The 23,154-nt window shown below is 59.0% G+C and carries 20 protein-coding genes; 7 read left to right on the plus strand and 13 right to left on the minus strand.

What is annotated here, in order from left to right:
* Nucleotides 1-3: 3 nt before the first annotated feature.
* Nucleotides 4-999 (minus strand): cytochrome-c peroxidase, encoded by a 996-nt coding sequence (locus ACP7A4_RS06180; protein ID WP_305728845.1) that lies wholly within the window; start codon nt 997-999, stop codon nt 4-6.
* 240 nt (nt 1,000-1,239) lie between these two features.
* On the opposite strand from ACP7A4_RS06180, the gene ACP7A4_RS06185 reads away from it, so the two are divergent.
* Nucleotides 1,240-1,584: a hypothetical protein gene (locus tag ACP7A4_RS06185; RefSeq protein WP_059765406.1), complete on the plus strand. Its 345-nt coding sequence runs from the start codon at nt 1,240-1,242 to the stop codon at nt 1,582-1,584.
* Between the two features lie 128 nt (nt 1,585-1,712).
* Here the strand turns inward: ACP7A4_RS06185 and dsdC are convergent, their stop codons facing one another.
* The 10 genes from dsdC to tkt form a co-directional block, all read right to left on the minus strand.
* Nucleotides 1,713-2,657 carry a DNA-binding transcriptional regulator DsdC gene (gene dsdC / locus ACP7A4_RS06190; protein ID WP_059765408.1) on the minus strand — a complete coding sequence of 315 codons (945 nt, stop codon included), beginning with the start codon at nt 2,655-2,657 and terminating at the stop codon, nt 1,713-1,715.
* 92 nt (nt 2,658-2,749) lie between these two features.
* Nucleotides 2,750-4,102, minus strand: coding sequence for a D-serine ammonia-lyase (gene dsdA, locus ACP7A4_RS06195; protein ID WP_426246026.1), 1,353 nt, complete (start codon nt 4,100-4,102; stop codon nt 2,750-2,752).
* 215 nt (nt 4,103-4,317) lie between these two features.
* Entirely contained in the window at nt 4,318-6,756 is a 2,439-nt protein-coding gene (locus ACP7A4_RS06200; protein WP_203301964.1) for a TonB-dependent siderophore receptor, read from the minus strand.
* A gap of 112 nt (nt 6,757-6,868) precedes the next feature.
* Nucleotides 6,869-7,816 carry a FecR domain-containing protein gene (locus ACP7A4_RS06205; protein ID WP_059765414.1) on the minus strand — a complete coding sequence of 316 codons (948 nt, stop codon included), beginning with the start codon at nt 7,814-7,816 and terminating at the stop codon, nt 6,869-6,871.
* Entirely contained in the window at nt 7,813-8,316 is a 504-nt protein-coding gene (locus ACP7A4_RS06210; protein WP_048402210.1) for a sigma-70 family RNA polymerase sigma factor, read from the minus strand. The genes ACP7A4_RS06205 and ACP7A4_RS06210 overlap by 4 nt, the downstream gene beginning before the upstream one ends.
* Before the next feature lie 276 nt (nt 8,317-8,592).
* Nucleotides 8,593-9,657, minus strand: a complete 1,065-nt coding sequence (gene fba / locus ACP7A4_RS06215; protein ID WP_047278209.1) for a class II fructose-bisphosphate aldolase — start codon at nt 9,655-9,657, stop codon at nt 8,593-8,595.
* Between the two features lie 176 nt (nt 9,658-9,833).
* Nucleotides 9,834-10,052 carry a hypothetical protein gene (locus ACP7A4_RS06220; protein WP_059766193.1) on the minus strand — a complete coding sequence of 73 codons (219 nt, stop codon included), beginning with the start codon at nt 10,050-10,052 and terminating at the stop codon, nt 9,834-9,836.
* A gap of 32 nt (nt 10,053-10,084) precedes the next feature.
* On the minus strand, nt 10,085-11,248 hold the full coding sequence (locus ACP7A4_RS06225; RefSeq protein WP_059765417.1) for a phosphoglycerate kinase: 1,164 nt from the start codon (nt 11,246-11,248) through the stop codon (nt 10,085-10,087).
* Nucleotides 11,249-11,274: 26 nt separating this feature from the next.
* A complete protein-coding gene (gene epd, locus ACP7A4_RS06230) occupies nt 11,275-12,330 on the minus strand; it encodes an erythrose-4-phosphate dehydrogenase (RefSeq protein ID WP_426246030.1) in 1,056 nt (351 codons plus the stop codon).
* A gap of 148 nt (nt 12,331-12,478) precedes the next feature.
* Complete coding sequence (gene tkt, locus ACP7A4_RS06235; RefSeq protein WP_048402212.1) at nt 12,479-14,476, minus strand: transketolase; 1,998 nt, start codon at nt 14,474-14,476, stop codon at nt 12,479-12,481.
* A gap of 260 nt (nt 14,477-14,736) precedes the next feature.
* Between tkt and ACP7A4_RS06240 the strand changes: the two genes are divergently transcribed.
* The 4 genes from ACP7A4_RS06240 (at nt 14,737) to ACP7A4_RS06255 (ending at nt 19,280) form a co-directional block, all read left to right on the plus strand.
* A complete protein-coding gene (locus ACP7A4_RS06240) occupies nt 14,737-15,732 on the plus strand; it encodes an ArsR/SmtB family transcription factor (RefSeq protein ID WP_426246032.1) in 996 nt (331 codons plus the stop codon).
* Between the two features lie 19 nt (nt 15,733-15,751).
* Entirely contained in the window at nt 15,752-16,942 is a 1,191-nt protein-coding gene (gene metK / locus ACP7A4_RS06245) for a methionine adenosyltransferase (RefSeq protein WP_048364130.1), read from the plus strand.
* Nucleotides 16,943-17,115: 173 nt separating this feature from the next.
* Nucleotides 17,116-18,798 carry an NAD-dependent DNA ligase LigB gene (ligB, locus tag ACP7A4_RS06250; RefSeq protein WP_426246035.1) on the plus strand — a complete coding sequence of 561 codons (1,683 nt, stop codon included), beginning with the start codon at nt 17,116-17,118 and terminating at the stop codon, nt 18,796-18,798.
* 86 nt (nt 18,799-18,884) lie between these two features.
* A complete protein-coding gene (locus ACP7A4_RS06255) occupies nt 18,885-19,280 on the plus strand; it encodes a DUF1090 domain-containing protein (RefSeq protein ID WP_426246036.1) in 396 nt (131 codons plus the stop codon).
* Between the two features lie 170 nt (nt 19,281-19,450).
* Here ACP7A4_RS06255 and ACP7A4_RS06260 read toward each other — a convergent pair whose 3' ends face one another.
* Nucleotides 19,451-19,900: a c-type cytochrome gene (locus tag ACP7A4_RS06260; RefSeq protein ID WP_059765426.1), complete on the minus strand. Its 450-nt coding sequence runs from the start codon at nt 19,898-19,900 to the stop codon at nt 19,451-19,453.
* A 128-nt stretch (nt 19,901-20,028) separates the two neighbouring features.
* Here ACP7A4_RS06260 and mltA point away from each other — a divergent pair, with 128 nt between their 5' ends.
* Nucleotides 20,029-21,174 (plus strand): murein transglycosylase A, encoded by a 1,146-nt coding sequence (gene mltA, locus ACP7A4_RS06265; protein WP_048402214.1) that lies wholly within the window; start codon nt 20,029-20,031, stop codon nt 21,172-21,174.
* 30 nt (nt 21,175-21,204) lie between these two features.
* Here the strand turns inward: mltA and ACP7A4_RS06270 are convergent, their stop codons facing one another.
* On the minus strand, nt 21,205-22,170 hold the full coding sequence (locus ACP7A4_RS06270; RefSeq protein ID WP_426246039.1) for a GlxA family transcriptional regulator: 966 nt from the start codon (nt 22,168-22,170) through the stop codon (nt 21,205-21,207).
* A 193-nt stretch (nt 22,171-22,363) separates the two neighbouring features.
* Here ACP7A4_RS06270 and ACP7A4_RS06275 point away from each other — a divergent pair, with 193 nt between their 5' ends.
* Nucleotides 22,364-23,005 (plus strand): HD domain-containing protein, encoded by a 642-nt coding sequence (locus ACP7A4_RS06275; protein ID WP_426246041.1) that lies wholly within the window; start codon nt 22,364-22,366, stop codon nt 23,003-23,005.
* The last annotated feature ends 149 nt before the right edge of the window (nt 23,006-23,154 follow it).

Here is a 23,154-nt window from a genome sequence, read left to right on the forward strand (position 1 = left end):
GCATCACTGACCGAATGGCACGGGATGCGGGGTTTGCGGGGAGGAAGGTGGCAGCTGCGGCAACTTGAAATCCGGCTGATCGCCGGTCAGGGTTTTAAGAAAGGCCACGATCTGGCCGACTTCTTCCTGGCTCAACTTGCGACCTAATTGCAGACGGGCCATCACATCCACTGCCTCGTCCAGATTCCAGTACGCGCCGTCATGGAAGTAGGGGTAGGTCAGTTCCACGTTACGCAAGGTCGGGACCTTGAACAGCATGCGGTCGGTGTCTTTACCCGTCAGACCTGCCACACCCTGCGAGGGGTTTTGGGTGACATACGGTTCGATCATGCCCATCTTCTGCATCGACGCACCGCCCACCGCTTCGCCGTTATGGCACGCAATGCAGCCCGTGCTTTTGAACAGCTCATAACCTTTGAGTGCGGTAGGGCTGATGGCGTCTTTCTCACCCTTCAACCAGCGATCGAACGGCGCATTGGGCGTGACCAGGGTTTCTTCAAACGCCGCCAGCGCATCGGTGATGTGGTCGATGCTGACCGTGTCGTCGCCATACACCGCCTTGAAAGAGTCGCGATATTGCGGGATCGAACGCACCACATCGGACGCCAGGTTATGGGTAAAACCCATCTCACCAGGGTTGGCGATAGGCCCACCGGCCTGTTCCTTGAGCGTCTTGGCGCGCCCGTCCCAAAACTGCACCACGTTCAGGCTGGAATTGAGCACGGTCGGCGAGTTGATCGGCCCTTGATGCCAGTTGTGCCCGATTGAGGTGGGCAAGTTATCGCTGCCGCCCATGCTCAGGTTGTGGCACGAGTTACAGGAAATAAACCCGGACCTGGACAAGCGCGGGTCAAACCACAACTGCTTACCCAGCTCCACCTTCGCCGGGTCGGTTATGTTCGCCGGTTGGATCGGCTGTATCGGTTCATTCATGGGCGCAGCGGCCCACGCCTGCGCCCCCAGCATCAAACTACAGAGTGCGACCCACGGTTTAATCACGGTTGTTCTCCATCACGTTATGGTTTTTTGATCACTATGGGTCAGTTGGCGTGATGGCCAGATGATGCGGGTCAAGGGATGCGGACCCGGCAAAAAGTCGGATGTTTCCACATGTAAATGAAGGGCGTTTCCGAGAAGGTGTTTTCACCTCAGCCACTGCTTGCGGGCCGGAAAGTCAGCGGACTATCTTCTTGAGTCGCCGAGTGCCTTGGCTCAATTGATGATCCCAGTGGAACAACCATGAAAAAAAAGCGCGACGATCACCAGCATGACGAAGCGACCCGGCGCATTGTGGATGAGCTTGATGCCGAGCCTGCGCCGCTCGACAGCCTGAACCCGACCCGCAACGATGACGTTTCCCCGGCCTCGCCTTTCGCCGTGCGGGGCAACGTACGGGCGCTGGAGGCGTTGAAGCATGTGTCGATGCTGCTCAAAAGCGCCGAAGAAGTCTCGGATGAAATCACCGAGCGGGCCAGTGGCATTGAGCGCGGTTTGGTGTGGTCGCTGGTGCACTCGGTCGAAATGTCACGCTCGCTGGTGGATGCGCTGCTCAAAGGCAACGGCGTCGACCCCGAGTCGCTGTAGGCACAAAACCTGTAGCCGATGACGCGTAATGCGAGATTGGATACCTCAGATACAGACCCACCAGCGCAACGCGCCCGATCGCAGCCTCGTTCCTCGACAGCGACTACAAAACGCGAATACACCTCTCCTTACGTGACCGTCTGCTGCGCGCATTCGTGCAGCCAGTCGATAAATACCTGCACGCGTTTTGGCAGGGCGCTGAGCGGTGAATGCACCAGGTAATAGTCGTAGTGCCCGCACACACTGAAGTCGGCAAAAGGCAGGATCAATTCGCCGCTATCCACGCGCTTTTGCACCAGTTGCTCACGACCCATGGCAATACCCGCGTGGTGCATGGCGGCTGTCACGCTCAAGTCTGAGCGATCAAAGGTCAATGTGCGTTTGGGCAGGGCATCGAGCAGGTTGTGCTGCTGCGCCCATAGCGTCCACTCGGCATCGAACGCCGCATGGTCCCAGGCCAGAGAGTCGTGCAACGTGGTGCACAACTTCAAGTTTTGCGGGTTATTGAGCAAGTCGTGACGCTGCGCATACGCAGGGCTGCACACCGGGGCCAGACGTTCTTGCATCAAACGCTGGCTGGCCAGGCCCGGAAACTCGCCATTGGCGTAATACAAGGCCAAATCGAATTTGCGGGTGCGAAAGTCGACGTTGTCATTGCCCACGCGCAGGTCCAGTGAGACCGAAGGGTATCGCTCTAGAAAGTCGGCCAGCCGGGGGACGAGCCAGCATTGCGCGACCGAGGGCCTGACATACAGCGCAATCGAGCCAGCAATGTCGGCCTGTGACGAGTGCTCAAGGGCCTCGGACAACTCGCCCATCGCCTGCTGCAAAATGTCAAAAATGCGTTCGCCTTCATCGGTCAGGTTGACCTGACGGGTCAGACGCTGGAACAACTTCATCTCCAGTGCCGTTTCAAGCCGACTGATCCGGTGGCTGACCGCACTGGCGGTCAAGCACAGTTCTTGCGCAGCCCGCGCGAAACTCAAATGCCGGGCAGCCACCAGAAACGTATGCAGGTTGGCAAACTGGCTACTGTTGAGCCTGGCACTGATGCGCGGGGGAAGGTTGAGCATGGGGATGTGAGTGAGCCAAAAGGGTGATCAGGCCGGATATGGCCGGGTTGCATAGTGCCATATCCGGTGTGATGCCTGAATCGTGTATCGGCTCAACCTTGGGCCAGCAACGCGCGGCCCTTGCTGATGTAAGCATCCATCTCGTCTGCGGGCACCCGATTGCCGCCCGTGGCCCAGATCAGGTGGGTGGCATTTAGCATGTGTTGCGCATCCAGCCCCACGCGGGCCAGATAGCCTTGCCGGTCGGCCTGCACCCTGGCAATACCGGGTACGCCCGCCAGCGCAGAGGGTTCAAGGCGCAGGCCTTGATTGCGCTCCATCAGGGCCAGCAGGCTGTACATTTCTTCGTCGCTGACGGTGTAAAAACCATCGAGCAGACGCTGCATGGCCTTGCCCACAAACCCGGAAGCACGGCCCACGGCCAGCCCGTCGGCGGCCGTCACGTTATCAATCCCGAAATCCTGAACACTGACCTGATCATGCAGCCCGGTGTACACGCCCAGCAGCATGCAGGGCGAATGGGTAGGTTCGGCGAAGATGCAATGCACGGCATCGCCAAAGGCCAGCTTGAGGCCGAACGCCACCCCGCCAGGGGCGCCACCCACGCCACACGGCAAGTACACAAACAACGGATGTTGCGCGTCGACGGTGATGTGCTCATCCGCCAATTGTTGTTTCAGGCGCTCGCCGGCCACGGCATAGCCAAGGAACAAATTGACCGAGTTTTCATCGTCGACAAAATGGCAGCCCGGATCGGCTTCAGCCTGTTGTCGCCCTTGGGCAACAGCCACGCTGTAATCACTGGCGTACTCAATCACACTCACCCCATGGGCGCGCAAAGTGTCCTTTTTCCACTGCCGCGCATCGGCTGACATGTGCACCGTCACCTCAAAGCCCAAGGCAGCGCCCATGATGCCAATCGACATGCCAAGGTTGCCGGTGGAGCCGACGGCGATTTTGTATTGACCAAAAAACGCCCGCGCCTGATCGCTGTGCAGCACGGCGTAATCATCATCGAGGCTCATCAATTTAGCGCCCAGCGCGAGGTCTTCGGCATGCTTGAGCACTTCATAAATCCCCCCTCGCGCCTTGATCGACCCCGAGATGGGCAAGTGGCTGTCGCGCTTGAGCCACAGCGCGCCTGACAAAGCCTGCCCATAGCGCTCTGCGAGCACGGTTTGCAATTGCGCGACCGGCACCACATCCGATTCAACAATGCCGTTGCTGGCCGCGGTTTCAGGAAATGCACGACGCAGGTAGGGAGCAAACCGTGCGAGCCGGGCACTGGCATCGGCCACGTCCGCAGCACCCAGCCCTACATCGCCAAGCGCCTGCGCTGCGGGTGCCAGGCCGGGGTTGAACCAGGTGGTCTCGTGCAGGGCGACCAGATCGCTAATCAGTGGATAGCTGGCGCACCAGCTTTCAAGTGTTCTGCCCAAAATCATGATGGGGTCCCTTAAACAGTCAGACTAAAAAGACGGATTGGATCGGTCGCCGAAGCACTCTTTGCTTCGCGCAATTAAACGTGACTGCCGGGAGGCTGACAAAGGATGGATGTTCAGGGGACAGGTGATAAGGGGTCATGTGTCGTGACTGACTTGACCCCTTTTTTATAGGCACCGACTGCTCAGGCAGAACAGTCAGGCGTTTGCAGGCAGGTTCAGAAGTCCCAGCGCGTGGTCACCATCACGTTACGCGGCTCACCATAGATGGCCGAGTTATAGAAGCCGATGTTGGTGTAGTAATACTTGTCGAACACGTTATTGACGTTAACGGTGGTCGACAGGTTTTCCGTGAATTGATAACGGGTCATCAAATCGACTACCCAGTACGGCTTTTGCGAGAAGTCTTCGTAGCGGTCTTTGGGGCCGTTATACATCTCTTGCCAGGCCGTGCTCTGCCAGCGCGCGCCACCGCCCACAGAAACTTTGTCGAGGGCGCCCTTTAGTTTGTAAATGGTGTAGAAACTGAGCTGGTCTTCAGGCTCAAACGTCGAAATCTTCTTACCCGTGTCATCGCGCACCACCTTGTGCGTATACCCGCCCTGCACGCTCCAGCCCGGGCTGAGCTCACCGGATATTTCCAGTTCATAGCCCTTGGTGCGCGCGGCCGTGCCCTTGAAGGCATAGTTGGGCGGGGTGGGCACCAGGTTGTTCCAGGCATCGTCCGGGATAGGGCGATTGCTTTCCTTGACTTCAAAATACGCGAGGCTGGCGTTCAGGCGACCGTCGAACATTTCGCTCTTGAGGCCGATCTCATAGTTTTCACCCTGGTCCGGGTCAAGCATCTTGCTGTGGCGATCCAGGTTGTAGAACTCCTGCGGCATGAACACATCGGTGTAGCTGGCATAGGCCGTCAGGTAATCGGTCAGGTCATAGGTGATGCCCGCGTAGGGAATCACCCGTCCCGATTCACGATACGTATTGGTGGTGCCGGTCAGGGTGTAATCGACGACCCGGGCGCCCAGGAATACGTTCAGCTCATCGGTGACATTGAGCCGCGTCGTGGCGTACAAACCGGTCTGGCGCACCGTGTCATCGCTGATTTGCGACGCTTTGCCCCAATCAGGTTTGGCCAGGTGGCCCTTCCAGTTGAAGTAATCGACCAGATTGGGCGTGCCAAACGTGACATCCCAATAGCCTTTGCCTTTCCAGTTGGCTTTGCTGATCGAGCCGCCCAGTACCAGTTCGTGTTCACGACCCAAAAAATTGTAGGGGCCGCTGACATAGATGTCGGCTGCATCGCTGGTGGTTTCGCCTTTGTAGCGCTGTGCGTTGATGGTGGCAGTGCCGTCCATCGCCGGCTGGTTGAACTGGATGGCCCCCAACTGGGCATCGTAGCCATTGAGCTTGTGATCCAGTTGCAGTTTGCCGACCCAACCGCCACCCAGATCCTGTTCCAGCGTTGCAAACACGGTGCGGGTGTATTGCTGCCAACTGCTCCAGTCGGTGGCGTTGCTGAATGAGCGCTTGGCGCTGTTGATCTCGCCTGCATAGTTGTAAAGCGGAAAGCTCCCCGACCAGGTTGAGCCTTGGGGCTTGTTGTCCTGATAGTCGGCGCCCACGGTCAGCAACGTGTCCGGCGTGAGGTCGGCTTCGAGGATGCCGTAGAACACCGAACTCTGGTTGGAGTAGCGGTCGATGTACGACTGGCGGTCCTGATAGGCCGCCACGGCACGCCCCCGCACATTACCGCTTTCGGTCAACGGGCCGCTGACATCAGCTTCCGTGCGGTAGTTGTCCCAAGAACCCGCGCCGGTGGTGATATGGCCATGAAACTCGCGGGTAGGTTTTTTACGCACCAGGTTGATGGTGCCGCCCAGCGAACCGGCGCCGCTGAGCAGCCCCGACGCCCCCTTGAGCACCTCGATCCGGTCATAGATCGCCATGTCACTCAGCGTATTGCCCGCCGAATAGGCCACATTGCGCACCGCCGAGGGAATACCGTCGTACTGGAAGTTGTTGATCGAAAAACCGCGCGAGTAATAGTTGGTGCGATCTGTGTCATACGCCGACACAGTGATGCCCGGTGTATGGCGCATCACGTCATCAACGTTATCGAGCGCGAAGTCATCCATGTGCTGACGGGTGATGACACTGATCGATTGCGGTGTCTCGCGGGGTTTGAGCACCATGCGCGTGGCGGTGGCGATATAGCCGGGCGTGTACGAGCCAGTGCCCTCGGTCACCGTGCCCAACTGGTTGGTCACAACCTCGGTGGCGCCCAACTCCAGAGCGGACTGAATACGGCTGGCGACCAACACATAGCCCCCATTGTGTTGACGCTCGGCTTGCAGCCCGCTGTTGGCCAGCAAGCGGTCCAGCCCTTCCTCAATGCTGTAGGAACCTTCAAGCCCGCCTGTGGTGAGATCACGCGCCTGTTGGGTATCGAACGAAATCGTCACCCCCGCTTGCACGCCAAATTGAGTCAGGGCGCTGCCCAGCGGGCCGGGGGCTATCTGGTACACCGCCTGGCTTTGGGCATACGCCACAGCCGGCGTCAACGCCAATGCAGACAGGCTGGCGAGGGACGCGCCCAATACCGTCAGGCGCACAGCGCGGGTTATTTTATGAGTGGCACTGAGGGGGAGCGGGAGCATTCGGAGATCCTTGCGTTGTCATGGCACAAACTCGCTACGAGCGTGGCTTATGTCATTGACGGATGAGAATCGAAATCAGCAAGGTTAAAACTCAAACCTTTTGCATCGGCGCTCAGGCCGGTTCGATGCTGGCCCAATAGCGGGTCATGAAACGAACCTTTACCGGCAGGGTTTTGCTGAGATTCTCCAGCACTGTTTCTGTGTCATCGATACGAAACGCCCCTGAAATGCGTAAGTCTTGAACTGCTGCCGCACAGTGCAGAACCCCCGGACGATAGCGACTCAACTCATCCACAAAGTCGCCCAGCCGCCAGTCGTCCACACTCAACATGCCGTGTACCCAAGCCGTCGAGCCTGCGGATAAAGGGCGAATGGCATCGACACCCTCGCGGTCGAACGTGACTTGCTGCCCCGCCTCCAGTCGCACGGGCTGACCGGCAAAGCGGTAGGCCGACACTTCGACAGCGGCCTGCAGCACCCCGACCCGAGTGTGCCCGGACAGTTGACGCACGCTGAACTGCGTACCCAGTGCGCGAACGCGACCTTGGGCGGTGTCCACGATAAAGGGACGTTGGGCCGGGTCCTTGGCGGTCTGAATCAAAATTTCACCCCGGTACAGCTGGATCAGCCGTTGGTGTGAGTCAAAACGCACATCCAGCGCCGTGTCGGCATTGAGTTCCAGCTGCGACCCATCCGCAAGCGCAAGCGTGCGCCGTTCGCGGCTGCCCGTGCGTTGCCGGGCCAGCATCGAGCGGTACGGCACCTCTTCAACCGCCAGCCAGCCACACGCGCCTGCGGCCAGCAGCACACTGAGTATTTTCAACACTTCACGGCGCTGTGCCTTGGCGGCACTGAGGCTGGACAAAGCCGACTGCCGGGGCACCCTGGCCCATTGTTGCTGAAGTTTCTCGACACGCGACCACGCAGCCGCATGCTGGGGACTGGCGTCCAGCCAGGTTTGCCACGCACGGGATATGGCCTCGCACTGCGCGCCGTCATTCAATTGCACGAACCACGTCGCCGCGGCCTCAAGCGTCTTGAGATCAGGCGCGCGGCTCATTCGTCCTCCATCAGCAACAAGCAGCGGGTCATGGCGCGAATCAAATGGTTTTTCACGGTGGTGACGGACACACCGAACCGTTCGGCTGCCGCCACGTAACTCAGCCCTTCAAGCTGCACGGCGAGGAAGATCTCGCGGGTGCGGCTGCCCAATTCATCGAGCAGCGTATCGATCGAGACCAGCATTTCGATGATCGACAGACGCGTCTCGGGCGACACATCCACCGGTTCTGGACGTAGCGACAGCGTGTGCAGATAGGCTTGCTCAATGGTGCGGCGGCGCGATTTATCGATCAACAGCGAACGCGCAATCGCGCTGAGATAGCCGCGTGGTTCGCGGATCGGCGTGTCGATACGCGCCGTCATGACGCGCACAAACGTATCCTGGGCCAAGTCCGATGCATCGGCCGCATTGCCCAATCGCACCCGCAACCAGCCCTTCAGCCAACTGTTGTGGTCGCTGTACAACTGATGAAGAGCTGAACGTTCAAGCGCCGACATGAGCATGCCACCAATGCGTAAATGGTAATCGCTCGCATTGTCGTGATGGCACGCTGATTATGCAAGGGGGATTCGACAGCAGGGGTTGGCCGGGCAACAGGCATAAAAAAATCCGCAGTCCCTGAAGACTCCGGATTTTCGGGTTGCGTGCGGCGGGTCGCTCAAGATTGAGCTATTTACCGGGCAACACTTACTGCCTTTTTGCAGGAACCAGCGAGGGCTGCGAGCTTTTGATCTTGAAAGCCCACAGCCTTCGCCAGCGCCTAAAAACAGGCCTTAGTTGACCTTGGCGTTCAGTTCACCCTTGAGGTAACGCTGGTACATGGCTTCCAGGGAGATCGGCTTGATCTTCGAAGCGTTGCCAGCGGTACCGAAGGCTTCGTAACGGGCGATGCACACGTCACGCATGGCCGTCACGGTCGCGCCGAAGAACTTGCGCGGGTCAAACTCGCTTGGGTTGGTCGCCATCAGGCGACGCATGGCGCCCGTCGATGCCAGACGCAAGTCGGTGTCGATGTTGACCTTGCGCACGCCGTGCTTGATGCCTTCAACGATTTCTTCAACCGGCACACCGTAGGTTTCCTTGATGTCGCCGCCGTACTCGTTGATGATTTTCAGCCACTCTTGCGGCACCGAAGACGAACCGTGCATCACCAGGTGAGTGTTCGGAATGCGTTTGTGGATTTCTTTGATGCGGTCAATCGCCAACACGTCGCCGGTCGGTGGCTTGGTGAACTTGTACGCGCCGTGGGACGTACCAATGGCAATGGCCAGGGCGTCCACTTGGGTGCGCTTCACAAAGTCAGCCGCTTCTTCGGGATCGGTCAGCATTTGGCTGTGATCCAGAACGCCTTCAGCGCCGATACCGTCTTCTTCACCGGCCATACCGGTTTCCAGCGAACCCAGGCAGCCCAGCTCGCCTTCTACCGACACACCGCACGCATGGGCCAGCGCAACTGTCTGCTGGGTGACACGCACGTTGTAATCGTAGTCAGTCGGGGTCTTGCCGTCTTCGCCGAGCGAGCCGTCCATCATCACCGAGCTGAAACCCAGCTGGATCGAACGTTGGCACACGTCAGGGCTGGTGCCGTGGTCCTGGTGCATGCACACCGGGATATGCGGGAACTCTTCGATTGCAGCCAGAATCAGGTGACGCAGGAACGGAGCACCTGCGTACTTGCGCGCACCGGCCGAAGCCTGAACGATCACCGGGGAGTCAGTCTTGTCAGCGGCTTCCATAATGGCGCGCATCTGCTCAAGGTTGTTGACGTTAAAAGCTGGAACGCCGTAGCCGAATTCGGCGGCGTGGTCCAGCATCTGACGCATGCTGATAAGTGCCATTGTGTGTCTCTCTCCCGGACGAGGGTCGTTAATCGTGCAAGCCTGCCGTAGCGGCAGCTGCTATTCAAGTTTTTGCAGATCGGGGGTTTGGCCCTTTACTGCGAATTCGTTTTGGCTGAAACGTTACAGCTCCAGCCATAGCTACACGGCGCTCTGTAGGAGCTGGCGTGTTCAAATCATGGGCACCCGCGCACATTTGAAGGCGTGGGTGACTCGTATTTTTCCAGCGCTTGCGGCCCTGATCGTTTATTGACCAATGGCACGCTCTGCGCCTGCCAGTCGGCCTGATAGCAGCCGCTCTCTTCAGGCGTAGCCGCTTCAGGTGCCGGCTCGCTTGAACCGGCGCAACCGGCCAACAAGCCCGCGATCATCAACAGCGGTAACAACTTGACCATGTCCATGCTTCCTTTCAGGGCCTGAATCATTTTCAGGCTTTGGCGCGGCTTTCCAGCACTTCTACAGCAGGCAGCACTTTGCCTTCAACGAACTCAAGGAATGCACCGCCACCGGTGGAGATGTAGGAAATTTGATCGGCCACACCGTACTTGTCGATTGCCGCCAATGTGTCGCCGCCGCCTGCAATAGAAAATGCAGCGCTGTCAGCGATGGCCTTGGCCAGCACTTTGGTACCGTTGCCGAACTGATCGAACTCGAACACGCCGACAGGTCCGTTCCACAGGATAGTCTTCGAGGTCTTCAACAACTGCGCGAAGTGCTCGGCTGTTTGTGGGCCGATATCCAGAATCATGTCGTCTGCTGCCACATCAGCAATCAGCTTGACGGTGGCTTCGGCGCTTTCAGCAAATTCCTTGGCCACGACCACATCGGTAGGCAACGGCACGTTGACCTTGGCGGCGATGGCACGCGCGGTGTCCAGCAAATCAGGCTCGTACAGCGATTTGCCCACTGGATGACCGGCCGCCGCGAGGAACGTGTTGGCAATGCCACCGCCAACGATCAGCAGGTCGCAGATCTGGCTCAGGCTGTTGAGTACGTCAAGTTTGGTCGACACCTTGGAGCCTGCAACAATCGCAGCCATTGGCTTGGCCGGAGCACCCAGGGCTTTGCCCAGTGCGTCCAGTTCCGCCGCCAGCAACGGGCCCGCGGCCGCCACTTTGGCGAACTTGGCCACGCCGTGGGTCGAGCCTTCGGCGCGGTGTGCAGTGCCAAAGGCATCCATCACAAACACGTCGCACAGGGCCGCGTATTGCTTGGCCAATTCGTCGGCGTTTTTCTTTTCGCCTTTGTTGAAGCGCACGTTTTCGAACAGCACGATGTCGCCGGCTTTAACGTCCACGCCATCGAGGTAGTCGCTCACCAGCGGCACTTCACGGCCCAGCGCTTTGCTCAAGTAATCAGCAACAGGCTTGAGGCTGTTTTCAGCTGAAAACTCGCCTTCAGTCGGACGGCCCAGGTGCGAGCAGACCATGACTGCCGCGCCTTTTTCCAACGCCAGCTTGATGGTCGGCAGCGAAGCAAGGATGCGCGCATCGCTGGTGACAACACCGTCCTTGACTGGGACGTTGAGGTCTTCGCGGATCAGCACGCGCTTACCTTGCAGATCGAGGTCGGTCATCTTCAACACGGTCATGGGTCGCAGTTCCTGAGTTTCTAATGTTAGAGAGCGGATTTTGGGTGAGTTACGTGCAGATAGTGCTCAGCCACATCGATCATTCGATTGGCAAACCCCCATTCGTTGTCGAACCACGCCAGCAGGTTGACCAGCCGGGGGCCGGAAACGCGGGTCTGGCTGGCGTCAACAATCGCCGAATGCGGGTCATGGTTGAAATCACAGCTGGCGTGCGGCAACTCGGTGTATGCCAACAAGCCTTTGAGCGGGCCGCTGGTGGCAGCCTCGCGCAGCATGTCGTTCACTTCCTGCGCGGTTGTGTCGCGCGCAGTAGTCAACGTGATATCCAGGCACGACACATTCAAGGTCGGCACCCGTACGGCTTTGGCTTGAATTCGGCCAGCAAGTTCCGGCAACAAACGTTCGATGCCTTTAGCCAGACCGGTGGACACCGGAATCACGGACTGAAACGCCGAACGTGTACGACGAAGGTCTTCGTCGTGGTAAGCGTCAATCACCGGCTGATCGTTCATCGCCGAGTGAATGGTGGTGATCGACACGTATTCCAGACCAAACGCTTTATCCAGCAAGCGCAGCAGCGGCACGCCGCAGTTGGTGGTGCAAGAAGCGTTGGAAATCAGGCGTTCGGTGCCGCTCAGGCTGTGCTGGTTCACGCCGTACACGATGGTGGCGTCAGCATCTGCCTCGCTGGCCATCGGTTGCGAAAACAGCACCGCCGGTGCGCCGGCATCCAGAAAACGTTGGCCGTCAGCGCGCGTGTTGTAGGCACCGGAGCATTCCAGCACCAAATCTACGCCCAATGCGGCCCAGTCGATGCCTTCGGGGGTGGCACTGCGGAACACTTTCACGCAGTCGCCATTGATATGCAGGCAGTCGCCTTCGATCCGTATCTCGCCGGGAAACCGGCCATGTGTGGAGTCGAAGCGCGTCAAATATTCGAGACTGGCCATGTCGGCCAAATCATTAAGTGCAACAATTTCAAACCCGGCAGCCGCGCCCCGTTCAAACAACGCACGCAAGACGCAACGACCAATGCGGCCGTAGCCGTTGAGTGCAACTTTGTAAGGACGCAGTTCAGGCATGGGGTTCTCTTATTCAAAACCTGTAGTCGCTGCCAAAGGCTGCGAGAAGGACCGCAGGGCCTTCAAGAAACGGGTTGCAGAACAACCCTTCGCAGCCTGCGGCAGCGACTACGGGGAGCGCGGCAGCCAAGGGCCACCGCGTTGTGATTTAGTCTTCCAGCAGCTCTTGAGCCTGATCCAGGATGTTTTCCAGGGTGAAACCGAACTCCTCGAACAAGGCAGGCGCAGGCGCCGACTCGCCGTAGGTGGTCATGCCGATGACGCGACCTTCCAGACCCACGTACTTGTACCAGTAGTCCGCGTGGGATGCTTCGATGGCAATACGCGCGCTGACTTGCAACGGCAAAACCGACTGCTTGTAGCCTGCGTCCTGAGCTTCATACACGCTGGTGCACGGCATCGACACCACACGGACCTTGCGGCCTTGCTCGGTCAGCTTCTCGTACGCCTGAACGGTCAGGCCAATTTCAGAACCGGCGGAGATCAGGATCAGCTCAGGCTCGCCTGCGCAGTCTTTGAGCACGTAACCGCCCCGGTTGATGTCGGCAATTTGCGCGGCATCACGGGTTTGGTGGTTCAGGTTCTGACGCGAGAAGATCAGCGCCGACGGGCCGTCTTTACGCTCAAGGGCGAATTTCCAGGCCGCTGCGGATTCAACCGCGTCGGCAGGGCGCCAGGTGTCCAGGTTCGGCGTGGTACGCAGGCTGGTCAGTTGCTCGACCGGCTGGTGCGTCGGGCCGTCTTCGCCCAGACCGATGGAGTCGTGGGTGAACACGTAGATCACACGCTGCTTCATCAAAGCCGACATGCGGATCGCGTTACGGGCGTATTCCATGAACATCAGGAAGGTCGCGCCGTAAGGCACCAGGCCGCCATGCACGGCAACGCCGTTCATGATCGCGCTCATGCCGAACTCACGCACACCGTAGTACATGTAGTTACCGCTGGCGTCTTCAGCCGACACACCTTTGCAACCTTTCCACAGGGTCAGGTTGGAACCGGCCAGGTCAGCCGAACCGCCGAGCAGTTCCGGCAACAGCGGGCCGAAAGCGTTCAGGGTGTTCTGGCTGGCTTTACGGCTGGCGATGGTCTCGCCTTTGGCGGCCACTTCATTGATGTAGGCCGTCGCCTTGGCATCGAAGTCGGCCGGCAGGTCGCCCTTAAGACGACGAGACAGCTCAGACGCCAGTTCCGGGAATGCGGCGGCATAGGCTGCGAAGCGCTTGTCCCACTCGGATTCAACTGCGGCACCGGCCTGCTTGGCATCCCATTCGGCGTAGATATCGGCCGGGATTTCAAACGGCGCGTAGTTCCAGTTCAGCGCAGTGCGGGTCAAGGCGATTTCGTCGTTACCCAGTGGGGCACCGTGGCAATCTTCCTTGCCCTGCTTGTTTGGCGAGCCAAAACCGATGGTGGTTTTGCAGCAGATCAGGGTTGGCTGATCGCTTTTGCGCGCGGTTTCGATCGCGGTTTTGATTTCTTCCGGGTCGTGACCGTCAACGTTGCGGATCACTTGCCAGTTGTAGGCTTCGAAACGCTTTGGCGTGTCGTCGGTGAACCAGCCTTCAACTTCGCCATCGATGGAGATGCCGTTGTCGTCGTAGAAGGCGATCAGTTTGCCCAGGCCCAATGTACCGGCCAGCGAGCCAACTTCGTGGGAAATGCCTTCCATCATGCAGCCATCACCCAGGAACACGTAGGTGTGGTGATCAACAATGTCGTGGCCAGGACGGTTGAACTGCGCGCCCATGACTTTTTCTGCCAGGGCAAAACCCACGGCGTTGGCCAAACCCTGACCCAATGGGCCGGTCGTGGTTTCAACGCCCGGCGTGTAGCCCAGCTCCGGGTGACCGGGGGTGCGGCTGTGCAACTGGCGGAAGTTTTTCAGGTCATCGATCGACAGGTCGTAACCGGTCAGGTGCAGCAACGAGTAGATCAGCATCGAACCGTGGCCGTTGGACAGCACGAAGCGGTCACGGTCAGCGAACGACGGGTTGCTCGGGTTGTGCTTCAGATAATCGCGCCACAGAACTTCGGCGATATCCGCCATGCCCATAGGGGCACCTGGATGGCCGCTGTTGGCTTTTTGCACGGCATCCATGCTGAGTGCACGAATGGCGTTGGCACGCTCACGACGGCTGGGCATCGCTGTTCTCCTGGGTATTGATAAATAAAACGAAACGGAAAAAAGGCGAGCATTTTCCCTCAGGCAGCGCCCTCGGGCAATGACAGATAGTCACTTGAGCGGTTTTTCCTGCGCTTAACCGTTCAATCTGCTGAGGATTGGCCCGCTTCGCTCGTCCATTCACAGAACCCGTCCGACAAACGCACCACTTATCGACCAATATCAAAAAGTTTTGATATTGAACTTGCGACGACACAAACGGGTAACTAGACTGCCACCCCATGAACTTACGCGTGCCTTCAATTCGCCATGACGATTGCGACGAGCTCTCCGCCCTGTGCAAGGCTGGAGGTGATCCGCTGCGACTCAATGTGCTGCGCGCGTTGGCCAATGATTCATTTGGCGTGCTGGAACTGACACAGATTTTTGCAACCGGCCAGTCGGGCATGAGCCATCACCTCAAGGTGCTGTCCCAGGCCAGGCTGGTGGCCACCCGCCGCGAAGGCAATGCGATCTTTTATCGCCGCGCCCTGCCCCACACCGAGCAATTGGGCGGCACGCTACACGCCGCGTTGCTGGGAGAGGTCGACAACCTGACCTTGCCCGCAGAGGTACAAGCGCGCATCAGCGCCGTACACGGGCAGCGCGCTGCCGCTAGCCAAGATTTTTTCTCACGCATTGCCGAGAAGTTTCGCGCCCAGCAAGACCTGATTGCAGGCTTGCCGCAGTACCGTGACAGCGTACTGGCACTGCTCGACAAACTGAGTTTTAGCCCTGCGGCCACGGCCCTTGAAGTCGGCCCCGGCGACGGCAGCTTTTTGCCTGATCTGGCCCGCCGCTTTCATCAGGTCACGGCCCTGGACAACAGCCCGGCGATGCTCGAACTGGCGCGCCAGGTGTGTGAGCGAGAAGCGCTGAGCAACGTCAGCCTGACCTTGGCAGACGCGCTCAACGGTTCGCAGATCCTGGTCGATTGCGTGGTGGTGAACATGGTCTTGCACCATTTCGCCGCACCGGCCGACGCATTAAAGCAACTGGCGACCCTGCTGCAACCTGGCGGTAGCCTGCTGGTAACAGAGTTGTGTAGCCATAATCAGGCGTGGGCCCGCGAGGCGTGCGGTGATTTATGGTTAGGTTTTGAACAAGATGATCTGGCCCGTTGGGCCACCGCTGCGGGACTGGTTCCCGGGGAAAGCCTCTATGTAGGCTTACGTAATGGTTTCCAGATTCAGGTCCGCCACTTTCAGCGACCCTCTGGCAACACTCACCATCGGTAAATATTAGGAAACCGTCGAGATGAGCGAATACTCCCTTTTCACCTCCGAGTCCGTGTCTGAAGGGCATCCGGACAAAATCGCCGACCAGATTTCTGACGCGGTGCTGGACGCCATCATTGCTGAAGACAAGTTCGCCCGTGTGGCGTGCGAGACTCTGGTGAAAACCGGCGTAGCGATCATCGCAGGCGAAGTCACCACCTCGGCCTGGGTTGACCTGGAGCAGATCGTTCGTGACGTGATCACCGACATCGGTTACACCAGCTCCGACGTCGGTTTCGACGGCGCGACCTGCGGCGTGATGAACATCATCGGCAAGCAGTCCCCTGACATCAACCAGGGCGTTGACCGCGCCAAGCCTGAAGATCAGGGCGCTGGCGACCAGGGCCTGATGTTCGGCTACGCCAGCAACGAAACCGAGGTGCTGATGCCAGCACCGATCACCTTCTCGCACCAGTTGGTACAGCGCCAGGCTGAAGCCCGCAAGTCCGGCCTGCTGCCGTGGCTGCGCCCGGATGCCAAATCTCAGGTTACGTGCCGTTACGACAACGGCAAAGTGGTAGGCATCGACGCCATCGTGCTGTCGACCCAGCACAGCCCGGACGTCAGCGCTGCTGACCTGCGCGAAGGCGTGATGGAGCTGATCGTCAAGCACGTGTTGCCTGCCGAACTGCTGCACAAAGACACCCAGTTCCACATCAACCCGACTGGCCAGTTCATCATCGGTGGCCCGGTGGGCGACTGCGGCCTGACCGGTCGCAAGATCATCGTTGACACCTACGGCGGCATGGCGCGCCACGGCGGCGGCGCGTTTTCGGGTAAAGATCCGTCCAAAGTAGACCGTTCGGCTGCTTACGCGGGCCGTTATGTGGCTAAAAACATTGTGGCTGCCGGCCTGGCTGAGCGTTGCGAAATTCAGGTTTCCTACGCAATTGGCGTCGCTCAACCGACTTCGATTTCGTTGAACACCTTCGGCACCGGCAAAATCTCCGACGAGAAAATCATCAAGCTGGTGCGTGACGTGTTCGACCTGCGTCCTTACGCGATCACCAAGATGCTCGACCTGCTGCACCCGATGTACCAGGAAACCGCAGCCTACGGCCACTTCGGCCGCACGCCGCAGACCAAAACAGTGGGCGACGATACCTTCACCACGTTCACGTGGGAGCGTACCGACCGCGCTGAAGAGCTGCGCGCTGCTGCTGGCATTTAACGACGCCCGCTGCACCCAAAAGCCCCGGACAGGTGACTGCCCGGGGCTTTTTTTCGGCAAAAGAAACTGCGGCCGCAGATTGGCTAGGCCGCAACACCCTGTAAACGTCCTGATGCGCCTGCAAAAAAACCTGCGCTAGCCTTAAGCATTCATTCCGGGCAAGGACGCTCATGATGCTGGCCACACTCCGTTTTATCGGCGCTTTTATAGTCGTACTGCTCACGCTCAACGCGCACGCGGACACTTGCCCTGACTGGTCGTCAATACGCGCGCAGCAGCACCTCGCCACGCTGAGCCAGCAATTGAAAACCTGGGACGACAGCTACCACCGCCGCGCAGTCTCACTCGTCACTGACGCGGTTTACGATAAGTCGCGCGCTCGCCTGGAGCACTGGCGACGCTGCTTTGACGCCACATCTGTGGATAACCCGCTGCACACAGCCCGCGGCAAGGTCTGGCACCCGATAGCCCAGACCGGACTGCAAAAGCTGCCCGACGAACAGGCCGTCAACCATTGGCTAAAAAACCGTCAGGGGGTGTGGATACAACCCAAAGTCGATGGCGTCGCAGTAACCCTGGTTTATGAGCAAGGCCATTTGCAGCAGGTCATCAGTCGCGGTGACGGTGAGAAAGGGCAAGACTGGACACCCGGCGCACGCTTGATCAGCGCCATTCCAAAACAACTGCCCCTGGCGATAAATGCCGTGCTGCAAGGTGAGTTGTACTGGCGCATGTCCGGGCACGTGCAAGCCACGTCCGGCAGCCTCAATGCGCGCAGCACCGTGGCGGGGTTAATGGCCCGTCATGACCTGCCAGCGGAACACGCCCATGACATTGGCTTGTTTGTATGGGACTGGCCCGATGGCCCGGACACCCAATCCGAGCGGTTGCAGCAACTGAGCGCGCTGGGCTTTATTGACAGCCTGACCTACAGCCACCCCGTCGAGCAGCTTGAGCACGCGCAACACTGGCGCCAGCACTGGCATAACAGCCCCCTGCCCTTTGCCACAGACGGCGTGGTCTTGCGCCAAAGCCAGCGCCCTGCCGCGAAGCGCTGGCAAGCCAAACCGCCGAACTGGGCCGCCGCCTGGAAATACCCCCATGCGCAGGCCATCAGCGAGGTGCGCAAGGTAACGTTCAAGATTGGCCGCACCGGGCGTATCACACCCATGCTGGAACTCACCCCGGTTCGGCTCGACGACCGGCAAATCCAGCGCATCAGCCTTGGCTCGCTACAACGCTGGCAAACACTCGACATTCGCCCCGGCGATCACGTAGCCATCAGCCTGGCGGGCATGACGATCCCACGCTTTGATCACGTCGTTCTTCGCGCTACCGAGCGTATTGAAGTACAGGCACCTGACCCCCATGACTTCCACGCATTGAGTTGTTGGCAAGCGAAACCGGGCTGCGAAAGCCAGTTTTTGGCGCGTTTGAACTGGCTGAGTGGCAAAAAAGGTCTGGACCTACCGTTTGTCGGCCCAGGCACTTGGGAGAAGTTGATCCAGGCCGGCAAAATCAGCCGCTTGCTGGATTGGTTGACCCTCAACCCTGCTCAGCTTGCTAGTATTACGGGCTTGGGCGAACGCAGCAGCGCACGTTTATTGAAGAGTTTGCACAACGCTCGGCAACAATCATTCGAACGCTGGGTCAAAGCGCTCGGGTTGCCGCCCACCGGTGACAGCGCCTTGGGGCAGTCCTGGCAGGCGTTGGTTGCACGCGACACCAAGGACTGGATAGCGGAACCGGGCATTGGCCCGCGTCGCGCCGAACAGCTGAGTGCGTTCCTGCGCGACCCTGACGTAAGGGCCTTGAGCCAAGAATTACAAGCTGTCGGGATTGCCGGTTTCGACTGATTCCGCCAGCGTTTACCCAAGCGCATGCTGCGCCTGGGGTCTACCGCACTGTGTGTATTGTTACTTTTTGTTATGGAGCCTTTTTTATGAAACTTCTTTCACCGCTCGCCCTGTTCACTGTTTGCGGCCTGCTGGCTGCCCCACTGATGGCTGCGCAACAAGCGCCTGAATTGACCGGTTGCGCTGCCAAAGTCAAAAATATCGAAACTCAACTTGAGTACGCACGCGCCCACAACAACCCCTTCCAGGTGGCGGGTCTGGAAAAAGCACTGAGCGAAGTCAAAGCCAATTGCTCAGAGGCTGGCCTGAAAAAAGAACGCGAAAAAAAGGTACTCGACGCCAAGCACGAGGTCAGCCAGCGTCAGGCGGATCTGGACAAAGCCATGAAGAAAGGCGACCCGGAGAAAATCGACAAGCGTAAAAACAAACTGGCTGAATCGCGCAAAGAATTGCAGGAAGCGCTGGATCAGTTGGACAAGTAAGCCCACAACACCTTCAACCCCACCCTCTGCCGCAAGATGAGGGCGCCGATGCGCGGCGTAACGGGGATTGCATGCATTCAGTCCATCAGGCGAGTGAAGCGCTCAGGCTGTAGGCATTCAGTCCCCTCTCCCTCAGGGAGAGGGTGAGGGTCTGTTGATTCAACACTGACTCAGTGGTTGCGAAATTCCTTGTGGCACGCGCTGCACGTGTCTTCAACTTTCTGCACCGCAGGCGTCAGGTTGCTGGCTTTATACGGCTGCACCTGGCTGGCAATCACCAGCTCACCGGTCGCTGCTTCCAATTGACGCGCCAAGTCCTGAAAACGGGCCTGTTTTTGCCAGACATCATCAGTCGCGCTGGTTTGATCAGACTCTTTAACTTGTGGGAAATGCTTCCACGGCTCGTGAGCCAATGCATCAAGTTTGACCGCACCTTCAGTAAAACGCGGGCCATCGAACGGAATTCGACCACGCAGCATGCCGCCCAGGTCTTCACTGGTCTTGAGCATCTGCTTGAAAATCGCTTTACGCTGACCCAATGGCGAGTTGGGATCAACCCCACCACACGCCGACAGCGTCAGGCAGGCCAGCAGTACAACAGTCAATCGTTTCAAAGTCATGGTCGCTTCACATCACGAAAATCGGTCGCCAGTATCCTCGTGTCACCTGCAAAGACCAATACCCCTATTGAATATAAGGATTGCCTTGACGGTCATCAGACCTCGGCAACCGCAAAGGAACATCGCAGATGAGTCGTTTTTTAAAGCCTCTGGCTTGGGCGCTGCCCGTCGTCATGTTGCTGGCAGGGTGCAATGGCACCGACAACGAAGCCAAACAGCCTGAACCCCCTCACACCACTTACAGCAAAGCCGACTGGAGTGCGCTGCCCGAGGTCACAGGTGCGGATTTGCAAGGCGGTTTCACGTCATGGCGCAGCGCCTGTACCCGGCTCAAAGCCGACCCTAACTGGGGCAACCTGTGCAGCGAAGCCGCCAAACTGCCTGCTAACCCCGATGTGGCCCAGATCAGCAGCTTTCTACAAACCCATCTCGACGTGTACAGCCTGCGTTCCGCCGAAGGCAGCAGTGACGGCCTGATCACCGGCTATTACGAACCGGTCTACCCCGGCAGCCTCACCGCCACCGACGTGGCCCACGTTCCGGTTTACGGGGTGCCAGCAGATTTGATCGTGGTCAATCTGGACAGCCTCTACCCCGAACTCAAGGGCAAGCGTTTACGCGGACGCCTTGAAGGCCGTGTGATCAAACCCTACGACACGGCTGCCACCATCAACGCCCAGGGCCTGAACGCCCCGGTGATCGCCTGGCTGACCGATCCGATGGACCTGCAATTTCTGCAAATTCAGGGATCGGGCCGCGTGCAACTCGATAACGGCCGCCAACTGCGTATTGGCTACGCCGACCAGAATGGCCACCCGTACAAACCAATAGGCCGCTGGCTGGTTGAACAAGGCGAGTTGAAAAAAGAAGACGTGACCATGGGCACCATTCACGCATGGGCGATGGCGCACCCGCAGCGGGTCAATGAACTGTTGGCCAGCAACCCCAGCTATGTGTTTTTCACCCAGAACCCCGACAGCAACGAAGGCCCTCGCGGCTCGTTGAATGTGCCACTGACCGCAGGCTATAGCGTGGCGGTGGATCGCAAGGTGATTCCATTGGGCAGCCTGCTGTGGTTGTCGACCACGCACGCTGACGGGCAACCCATCGTGCGTCCGGTGGCGGCACAAGACACCGGCGGCGCGATTGCGGGTGAAGTGCGCGCCGACTTCTTTGTCGGTACCGGCCCCGAAGCCGGCGCGCTGGCGGGCGACATGAAGCAAAAGGGCAATATCTGGTTGCTGTGGCCTAAAGGGATGCCGTTACCGCAATAAAGCCGATCAGCCGCTACGCGAGGCAAAGGTTCAGGTCATCGCCGCAAAATGCAGCCGAAACTGCTGCGGCGAAACCCCGAGCCTACGCATGAATACGCTGCGCATATGGTGCGCATCGCGAAAGCCGCAGGCGTAAGCCACGGTTTTAAGCGCAAGGCCGGGGGTTTGCAGCATGGCCCGTGCAGCGTCCACCCTGGCGCCTTCGACGAATTGCGCGGGGGTGGTCTGTGTGTCACGGGCAAACACCCGCGAAAAATTGCGCGCACTCATGTTGGCCGCCTGTGCCAACTGGCTGATGGTCAGATCGTCCCGCAAATGCTCCATCACAAAATGCTGCACCGCTGCGATCGGTGAAGTGGCCGGGGTCACGGGCATCAAAAAAGGACTGAACTGCGATTGCCCGCCCGTGCGCTGGGTGAACACCACCAAACGCTTTGCCACACTCAACGCCACCTGCGGGCCGTGGTCCTGGCTCAACACATACAACGACAAATCAATCCCCGCCGTGACCCCGGCCGAAGTGTACAGATTGTCATCCTGCACGTAGAGGCGGTCTGCTTCCAACCGTGCACCGGGACATAAACGCGCAAGAGAGGCCACATCATTCCAGTGCGTGGTCACGCGTCGCCCGTCGAGTAACCCGGCGCGAGCGAGCAGGGTTGCGCCATTACAGATAGACCCAAAACGCCGTGAGCGTCGGCAAACACCGTGTAACCACTGATAGAAATCCGCGCCGAAATCCTCATCTGGCAGCGCCGGTCCCCCTGCACACAGCACCATGTCGTAGTGGCTGCGAGCCTGGCTAAACGGGCGATGTGCCTGTATCAGCAAGCCGTTGGAACACGTCAACAAACCCGCCTCCAACCCCACCACATCCAGCGCATACCGCTGCTCGGCGGGAAGGAAACCATTGGCTTCGGCAAACACATCCATCGGCCCGGTCACGTCCAGCGCTTGCACACCGGGGAAAACAATCAATGCGATATTCAGCGTCATCTCGGGAGTGGCCATCAAGGAGTTGAGTGATGAAATACCTCACCCGCCGCCTGTCAGCAAGCCGGCCAAAAGCGCTGGCCGGCATCGCCACCTGATTGGCACGAATCGTCCTTATTGGCCGATTGTTGCCATTGTTGCCTGCGCTCAAACTGAACCCGACAGCGCCACTGTGGCGCTGATTGAGGAATTTGCCATGACTCAGACCATCGCCGGCGTCGCCATCCCGGATAGCGCTTTGGCCAAGGCCACCACCGAATACATTCGCGACGTTGAATCAGACCTGCTCTACAACCACTCTCGCCGCGTATTTTTATTTGGTGCCTTGAGCGGCGAACGCCGGCAACTGGCTTATGACCCGGAGTTGCTCTACGTGGGCGCAATGTTCCACGACGTGGGCCTGGTTGAAGGTCACCGCACGAACACTGAGCGTTTCGAAGTGGACAGTGCCAACAACGCCACAGCTTTTATGAAGCCTTTTGGCCTGAGCGACGACGATGTCGAGCAAGTGTGGTTGTCCATCGCCCTGCACACCACACCGGGTGTGCCGCACCACCTGCGGCCGAACGTGGCGCTGGTGACCGCCGGGGTAGAAATGGACGTGCTGGGCATCGACTACGCGGCCTTCAGCGCTGAACAGCGCAACGCCGTGGTGCATGCACACCCGCGTGGCGAAGGGTTCAAGGAGTGCATCTTGTGTGCGTTCGCCAACGGTTTCAAACACCGCCCGGCAACCACCTTTGGCACCGTCAATGCCGACGTGCTGGTGGACAAAGACCCGAATTTCAAACCGCTGAATTTCGTGGACATCATCCGCACGTCGCCATGGGCGTCCTGAGGTCAATCACCTGTAGTCACTGGCGAGCTACGCGCGGATGCGATAGGGCGCCAGGCAATCGTAAAACGCTCACCTCGCGGCATCTGGTGCACCACCGTGTTTAAGCTTACGGCCGCTTCGCGCCCGATCGCAGCCTCGTTCCTCGACAG

The organism is Pseudomonas sp. TWR3-1-1 (assembly GCF_049896545.1).
Taxonomy (GTDB): Bacteria; Pseudomonadota; Gammaproteobacteria; order Pseudomonadales; family Pseudomonadaceae; genus Aquipseudomonas; species Aquipseudomonas weihenstephanensis.